6 protein-coding genes, 1 other RNA gene and 1 pseudogene are annotated in these 6,262 nt (G+C 72.1%); 5 read left to right on the forward strand and 3 right to left on the reverse strand.

Annotation, left to right across the window (positions count from 1 at the left end; all coding sequences use genetic code 11):
- Nucleotides 1–105 precede the first annotated feature (105 nt).
- Nucleotides 106–849 carry a CPBP family intramembrane glutamic endopeptidase gene (locus HPY23_RS33950; protein ID WP_091889349.1) on the reverse strand — a complete coding sequence of 248 codons (744 nt, stop codon included), beginning with the start codon at nt 847–849 and terminating at the stop codon, nt 106–108.
- A 33-nt stretch (nt 850–882) separates the two neighbouring features.
- On the opposite strand from HPY23_RS33950, the gene ssrA reads away from it, so the two are divergent.
- Nucleotides 883–1,247, forward strand: a transfer-messenger RNA (tmRNA) gene (gene ssrA / locus HPY23_RS30175).
- 44 nt (nt 1,248–1,291) lie between these two features.
- Complete coding sequence (locus tag HPY23_RS30180; RefSeq protein WP_060850663.1) at nt 1,292–1,951, forward strand: SspB family protein; 660 nt, start codon at nt 1,292–1,294, stop codon at nt 1,949–1,951.
- Between the two features lie 122 nt (nt 1,952–2,073).
- On the opposite strand, the gene HPY23_RS30185 is transcribed toward HPY23_RS30180, so the two are convergent.
- On the reverse strand, nt 2,074–3,465 hold the full coding sequence (locus tag HPY23_RS30185) for a cytochrome P450 (RefSeq protein WP_091889347.1): 1,392 nt from the start codon (nt 3,463–3,465) through the stop codon (nt 2,074–2,076).
- A gap of 103 nt (nt 3,466–3,568) precedes the next feature.
- Between HPY23_RS30185 and fumC the strand changes: the two genes are divergently transcribed.
- The 3 genes from fumC to HPY23_RS30200 all read left to right on the forward strand — a co-directional run bounded on the left by fumC (nt 3,569) and on the right by HPY23_RS30200 (nt 5,654).
- Nucleotides 3,569–4,978, forward strand: a complete 1,410-nt coding sequence (gene fumC, locus HPY23_RS30190) for a class II fumarate hydratase (RefSeq protein ID WP_091889345.1) — start codon at nt 3,569–3,571, stop codon at nt 4,976–4,978.
- A gap of 77 nt (nt 4,979–5,055) precedes the next feature.
- Complete coding sequence (locus HPY23_RS30195; protein ID WP_060850660.1) at nt 5,056–5,247, forward strand: DUF4169 family protein; 192 nt, start codon at nt 5,056–5,058, stop codon at nt 5,245–5,247.
- A gap of 104 nt (nt 5,248–5,351) precedes the next feature.
- The gene (locus HPY23_RS30200) at nt 5,352–5,654 is read left to right on the forward strand and encodes a ribbon-helix-helix domain-containing protein (protein WP_060850935.1); all 303 of its coding nucleotides are present in this window, start codon (nt 5,352–5,354) and stop codon (nt 5,652–5,654) included.
- A gap of 33 nt (nt 5,655–5,687) precedes the next feature.
- Here the strand turns inward: HPY23_RS30200 and HPY23_RS30205 are convergent.
- Nucleotides 5,688–6,262: pseudogene (locus tag HPY23_RS30205) on the reverse strand (hypothetical protein); the annotation flags it as partial.

Consider the following 6,262-nt stretch of genomic DNA (forward strand, 5'->3'; position numbering starts at 1 on the left):
TTCCCCTGTGTCGATGCGTCGGTGGAGGAACGGTTCCCGGCCCGGCCGCGTGATGGATCAGGATAGCGCGTCGCCGGCCCGGGCGTGAGACGCGCGGCGGCGGATTCAGCCGGTGCTCCACACCCGCGCCAGCACCACCGCTCCGTTGCTGAGCGCGTGGAGCGCGATGCAGGGCCACAGGCTGCCGGTCCACAGCCGCATCGCGCCGAGCGCCACCCCGAGCGGCAGGACCGAGACCGGCTGGAGCAGGCCGCGCTCGGCGTGGCAGAGCCCGAAGACCAGGGCGCCGACCGCGACCGTGGCGGCCGGCGGCAGGAGGACGCGCAGGCGCGAGAAGAGGTCGCCGCGAAACAGCATCTCTTCGGCGAGTGGCGCCAGCACCACCAGCCACAGCGTCCAGGCCACGAAGACCTCGCCGGTGAGGAACGGCGACAGGCGCCAGGCCCGGACCGGCATCGTCCCCGACAGGAGCAGGAGCCCCGCCGTCCAGGCGACCTGGAGCGGCGGCCAGAGAATCAGCAGGAGCACCGCGCGCCGGGGCAGCGCCGGCCGGGCGAAGCCGATCCTCCCCGGGGCGAACCGGGCGGCGGCCAGGACGAGGAGCGCCAGGGCGGCAGGCGGCAGCACCGTGAGGGCGAGCGCCGCCCGCTCAGGTCCGGTCAGGTCCGCGAACGGCAGCAGGCCGGGCGGCGGGGACGGCAGGCGCCGGGCGAGGGCGAGCGCGCCGAGAACGAGGCCGAACGCGGCGAGCTGGAGCAGCAGCGCCCGCAGGATCGCCGCCGCGACGGCCCAGGCCCGGCGGGGTCCGCCGTCGGGGTTCGGGGGAGCATTTCCGGGCGCCGGAGCCACGCTTTGCGAAACGGATGCAGAATGGTGCGGGGCGGGCTTCAAAAGCGGCACGGAACCCCCTATATTCACCTTGCCGGTCGCGAGGCCGGCTATGGCGATAAACGTTCTTCGGAATAAACCTATCGGACCCGGGGGCGGTACCCGGCGCCTCCACCCAAGCCCGGAACGGCCCGTTCGGTTCGGGCTTCGGCGGGGGCGAAATAGGATCGACGAGGGCGTAAAGGTTGAGCTTTCGCTCGGCATGGTTCCGCCGTTATCGGGCCAATGCAATAGTTGCCAACGACAACTTTGCTCCGGTGGCGGTGGCCGCGTAAGCGGTCCCCAATACCAAACGAAGTCCTACCGGGTAGCACCGAATAGGCGGGGTTCGGAGGCACCTGGCAACAGAAGCCTCCACTTCGAATTCTCTTCCCGCGAGCGATGCGGCGCCAGGCAACGGTTGATGGCAGACGATCTGATTCGCTACGATCTCCTGGTGCAGGATGCCCTGCGCAACGTCGTGCGCAAGGTTCTGGGCGATGCGGCGCGCGACGGCCTGGCCGGCGAGCACCATTTCTACGTCTCGTTCCGGACCGACTATCCTGGCGTGCGGGTCTCGCAGCGCCTGCGGGAAAAGTACCCGCAGGACATGACGATCGTCCTCCAGCACCAGTTCTGGGACCTCGGCGTCACCGAGCACACCTTCGAGGTTGGGCTGTCGTTCTCGGGTGTGCCGGAGCGGCTGCTGGTGCCGTTCGAGGCGGTGACCGGCTTCTTCGATCCGTCGGTGCAGTTCGGCCTCAAGTTCGAGCTGAACGACGGCACCGCGACCGCCGAGGACGCGGCCCCGACCCCGGCTCCCTCGCCCCTGCGGGCGATCCGCGGCGCCGGCTCGGAGCCGAGCGAGTCGCTGCCCAAGGTCCCGGCGATCGGCAGCAACGTGCCCAAGATCCTGCCGGCCGCGAAGATCGACCTCAAGGCCGACGCCAAGGCCAAGGACGGCGCGGGCAACGACGAGACGGATGGCGGCGAGGCCAAGCCCGACGAGGCCGCCGAACGAACCGACGCCCCTCAGGAGGGTGCATCCGTCGTCAGCCTGGACGCGTTCCGCAAGAAGAGCTGAGCCGAGCCGCCGGTAGCTTTCCGGCCCGCTCGCTCCCTTCGCCTTCACCATCAGAGCCGTTCGGACGCCGTCTTCAGCGGCCTCCGAACGGCTCTTTGCGTTTGGCCTGGCTCGGGTGCGCCTCACCCCCGCGCCGTCACCCGCATCCGCAAGCCGTCCTGCGGCCGGAGCGTCACCCGGTGCAGCGGCACCACCGGCCCGGCCTCCGGCGCCCGGTCGAGTCGCACGGCGTGCAGGACGTGGGCGAGCACCAGGGTCGCCTCCATCACCGAGAAGCTCGCGCCGATGCAGACCCGCGGGCCGGCCCCGAACGGCAGGTAGGCGTAGCGGTCGATCCGGGCACGGTTCTCCGGCAGGAAACGCTCGGGGATGAAGGCGTCGGGCTCCTCCCACAGCCGGCGGTGGCGGTGGAGCACGTAGGGGGCGACCGTCACCAGCGAGCCGCGTGGGATCTTGATCCGGCCGATCCGGTCCTCGGCCAGCGCTTGCCGGCTCATGAACGGCACCGGCGGAAACAGGCGCATCGCCTCCTCCAGCGCCGCCTTGGTGCGGGGCAGGGCCTCCAGGCCCGGGGCCGAATCTTGGGCGAAGGCCGCGTCGATCTCGGCCTCGACCGCCTCGCGCGCCGTCTCGTCCTGCGACAGGCAGTAGAGCGTCCAGGTCAGGGCGTTGGCGGTGGTCTCGTGGCCTGCGCCGATGAAGGTGACGATGTTGGCCCGCACCTCGAGGTCGGAGAGGCCGCGGCCGGTCTCCGGGTCCTGCGCCTGGAGAAGGAGTGTCAGGAGGTCGTGCGGCGCCTCCTTGCCGGAGGCGACGAGGGCGCGGCGGCGCTCGATCAGCTCGTCCACGACCTCGGCGAAGAAGCGCAAGGCCGGCCGCGCCTTGAGCCGGCCGATCCGCGGCAGCCAGTCGGGCATGCCGAACACGTCGAGGGGGTCGATCGGCCCGAGCGCCTCGAAGTAGCGGGTGATCGCGCGCCCGAGCGCGTCGGGCTCGCGGGCGAGGCCATGGGTGAAGATCGTGCGTTCCAGAACGTCGAGGGTGACCCGGGTCATCTCGAGGCCCGCATCGACGCTCTGGCCGTCCCGGCGCTCGAGCCGGCGGGCGAGGCGGGCGGCGGCCTCCGCCATCGGTGCCTCGAAGCGGGCGACGTGGCGGGGCGAGAAGATCGGCGCGAGGGTGCGCCGCTGCAACCGCCACTCGTCGCCCTCCGCGGTCAGCAGCCCGTTGCCGAGGCCCGGCGCCAGCACCCGGCGCTGCAGGTCGTCCTTGCGGTAGTTGGCGGCGTTGTCGACCATCACGTGGCGGATCGCCGAGGGCTCGCTCACCACCGTGACGCGGCCGAGCGCCCCCTCGCCGGTGACGATCGGCTTCTCGAAGTGTTCCTCGTACCAGGTGGTCAGCGGGTTGGCGCGCGCCGCGCGCAGGAAGCTGAACAGCCCCATCGGCTCGGTCCGCGGGCGGGGCACGGCGGGACGGAAGGGGGCGGCCACGGCCGCCGCGGGGGAGGTCATACGGACTCCTTGAGCGTGGCGTGATTCGGGGCGTGCCGGGGCATCGCGCAATCGCCGCTCATGGCTTAAGTAGGCGCCGTTTCGCACCGCCAAAGAGGCCAAGATGTCGCCGACCGAGACAACCACCCGCACGGAATCCGATACGTTCGGGCCGATCGAAGTCCCGGCGCACCGCTACTGGGGTGCCCAGACCCAGCGCTCGATCCAGAACTTCCGCATCGGCACCGAGCGGATGCCGGCGCCGCTCGTCCACGCGCTGGGCCTCGTCAAGCAGGCCGCGGCGCTGGTGAACCGCGACCTCGGCGTGCTCGATCCGAAGCTGGCCGAGGCCATCGCGGCCTCCGCCGCCGAGGTGGTCGAGGGCCGCTACGACGACGAGTTCCCGCTGGTGGTCTGGCAGACCGGCTCGGGCACCCAGTCGAACATGAACGCCAACGAGGTCATCGGCAGCCTCGCCAACGAGCGTCTCGGCGGCCAGCGCGGCGGCAAGTCGCCGGTGCACCCCAACGACCACGTCAACCGCGGCCAGTCCTCGAACGACGTCTTCCCGACCGCGATGCACATCGCGGTGGCGCGCGAGATCAACGACCGGCTGATGCCGGCGCTCCGGCACCTGCACGGCGCCCTCGACGCCAAGGCGAAGGATTTTGCCGAGATCGTCAAGATCGGCCGCACCCATCTGCAGGACGCGACCCCGGTCACGCTGGGCCAGGAATTCTCCGGCTACGCCGCGCAGGTGGCGCTCGGTGGCGCCCGCGTCGGAGCGACCCTGCCGGGCGTGCTGGCGCTGGCGCAGGGCGGCACCGCGGTCGGCACCGGCCTCAACGCGCATCCGGAATTCGCCGAGAAGTTCGCCGCCAAGGTGGCGGAGCTGACCGGGCTGTCCTTCACCTCGGCCGAGAACAAGTTCGAGGCGCTGGCGACCCACGACGCCCTGGTGTTCACGCAAGGCGCGCTCAACGCGCTGGCGAGCGGCCTGTTCAAGATCGCCAACGACATCCGGCTGATGGGCTCGGGGCCCCGCTCGGGCCTCGGCGAGATCTCGCTGCCCGAGAACGAGCCCGGCTCGTCGATCATGCCCGGCAAGGTCAACCCGACCCAGGCCGAGGCGCTGACGATGGTGTGCTGCCAAGTGATCGGCAACGGCACCACCGTGTCGATGGCCGGCAGCCAGGGCCACCTCGAGCTCAACGTCTACAAGCCGGTGATCGCCAACGCGGTGCTGCAATCGGTGCGGCTCTTGGCCGACGCCGCGGTGAGCTTCGCCGACAACTGCGTCGTCGGCATCAAGCCGAACCAAAACCGCATCGCCGACCTGATGAGCCGCTCGCTGATGCTCGTCACCGCGCTCGCGCCCTCGATCGGCTACGACAAGGCCGCCGAGATCGCCAAGACCGCGCACAAGAACGGCACCACCCTGAAGCAGGAGGCCTTGCGCCTCGGCTACGTCACCGAGGAGCAGTTCGACGCGGTGGTGCGGCCGGAGGACATGCTGGCGCCGAGCGCCGAATAGGCCCACTCTGACGTCGAGCCCCGCGCAGCCGGACGCCGCGCGGGGCGTTTCCACCACGGGGGCGCGGAGGATCGGGCATGGCCGAGATCATCAACCTGAAGCAGGTCCGCAAGGCCCGCGAGCGCGCCGCCAAGGACGCGCAGGCGGCGGAGAACCGCGTCGTCTTCGGCCGCCCCAAGGCGGCGAAGACCCGCGAGGAGGCCCGCAAGAGCCTGGAGTCCGCCCGCCATGAAGGCCACCGGCTGAAGACGCCCGACGGCGAGGCATGAGCCCGAAGGGCGGTCCGAGCGACGAGAGCCCGGAGGGCGGTTCGAAAGACAAGAGCCCGGAGGGCGGTCCGAGAGGCGCCGCCCCGGAGGACGACCTCGCGGGCATGGACCCGGACAGCCCGCCGCCGGGTCGCCTGCCCGAGGGCGGGCTTCTCAAGCGCTCCCTCGTCATCGCCGGCCACCGCACCAGCGTCTCTCTCGAGGCGGCGTTCTGGGAGGCCCTGCGGCGGCTCGCGGCCGCCCGCGGCCTGTCGATCCAGGCGCTGGTCGGGCGGATCGACGCCGAGCGGGGCGAGCAGAACCTGTCCTCGGCGATCCGGGTCTTCGTCCTGCGGGCGGTGTGGCCCGGCGAGGATTCGGCCGGGCCCGCGGACATCCGGCGTGAGGCCCAGCCGGTCCGCGGGTGATTCCGCGTCTCGGTCCGGCGGCCGTGCCGGCCGTCAGCGCCGGCCGGTCGCGGATCCGCTGAAGCTGCCGGTCTTCGTGGTCTCGTCGGTCGCGTCGCGGTGGAAGCGGGTGGCGACTTTGCCGGCCGGGGCGACGACGAGGCCGGCGGGCGGGGCGCCGCGCTGAACCTTCTGCGAGACGTGGACGGGCGGGTGGGCCGCAGCCCCCTTGGCAGGCGGCGAGACCGGGGCGCCGGCGTTGAACGGGGCCCGCATCTGCGTCTTGATTTGCGTCTTGCCGTCGGCGCCGACCTTCGGCAGCGCGAAGGACGGGCTGATCGACGGTATCGCGCCGAGGCGCGGGCGGAGCATGGCGCCCAGGACGGCCGGATCGGCGTCGGCGGAGGCGACGTGGATCGAGGCGGGTCGCGCCGGAGGCAGCGGCACCGAGACGAGGGCAGCGGCGAGCGCGGTCGTCGGGGTCGCCGCCGCGATCGCGGTCGGCGCCGGGCCGGCGAATTCGGACGGCCGCCGGGGCGGCAGCGGTGCCGTCGCGAGGCGCGGCTTCCCGGGTTTCTCCGGCGCCTCGGGGGCCTCCGGCTCGGCGGCGCCGGTCGTCGCGTCGGGCG

This window comes from Methylobacterium ajmalii, from assembly GCF_016613415.1.
In the GTDB taxonomy this organism is placed as follows: Bacteria; Pseudomonadota; Alphaproteobacteria; order Rhizobiales; family Beijerinckiaceae; genus Methylobacterium; species Methylobacterium ajmalii.

Bases quoted from the DNA above. Each gene is read 5' to 3' on its own strand.
- fumC (WP_091889345.1), top strand. From the start codon at position 3,569: ATGTCGCCGACCGAGACAACCACCCGCACGGAATCCGATACGTTCGGG.
- HPY23_RS30195 (WP_060850660.1), top strand. From the start codon at position 5,056: ATGGCCGAGATCATCAACCTGAAGCAGGTCCGCAAGGCCCGCGAGCGC.
- HPY23_RS30185 (WP_091889347.1), bottom strand. From the start codon at position 3,465: ATGACCTCCCCCGCGGCGGCCGTGGCCGCCCCCTTCCGTCCCGCCGTG.
- HPY23_RS30180 (WP_060850663.1), top strand. From the start codon at position 1,292: ATGGCAGACGATCTGATTCGCTACGATCTCCTGGTGCAGGATGCCCTG.
- HPY23_RS30200 (WP_060850935.1), top strand. From the start codon at position 5,352: ATGGACCCGGACAGCCCGCCGCCGGGTCGCCTGCCCGAGGGCGGGCTT.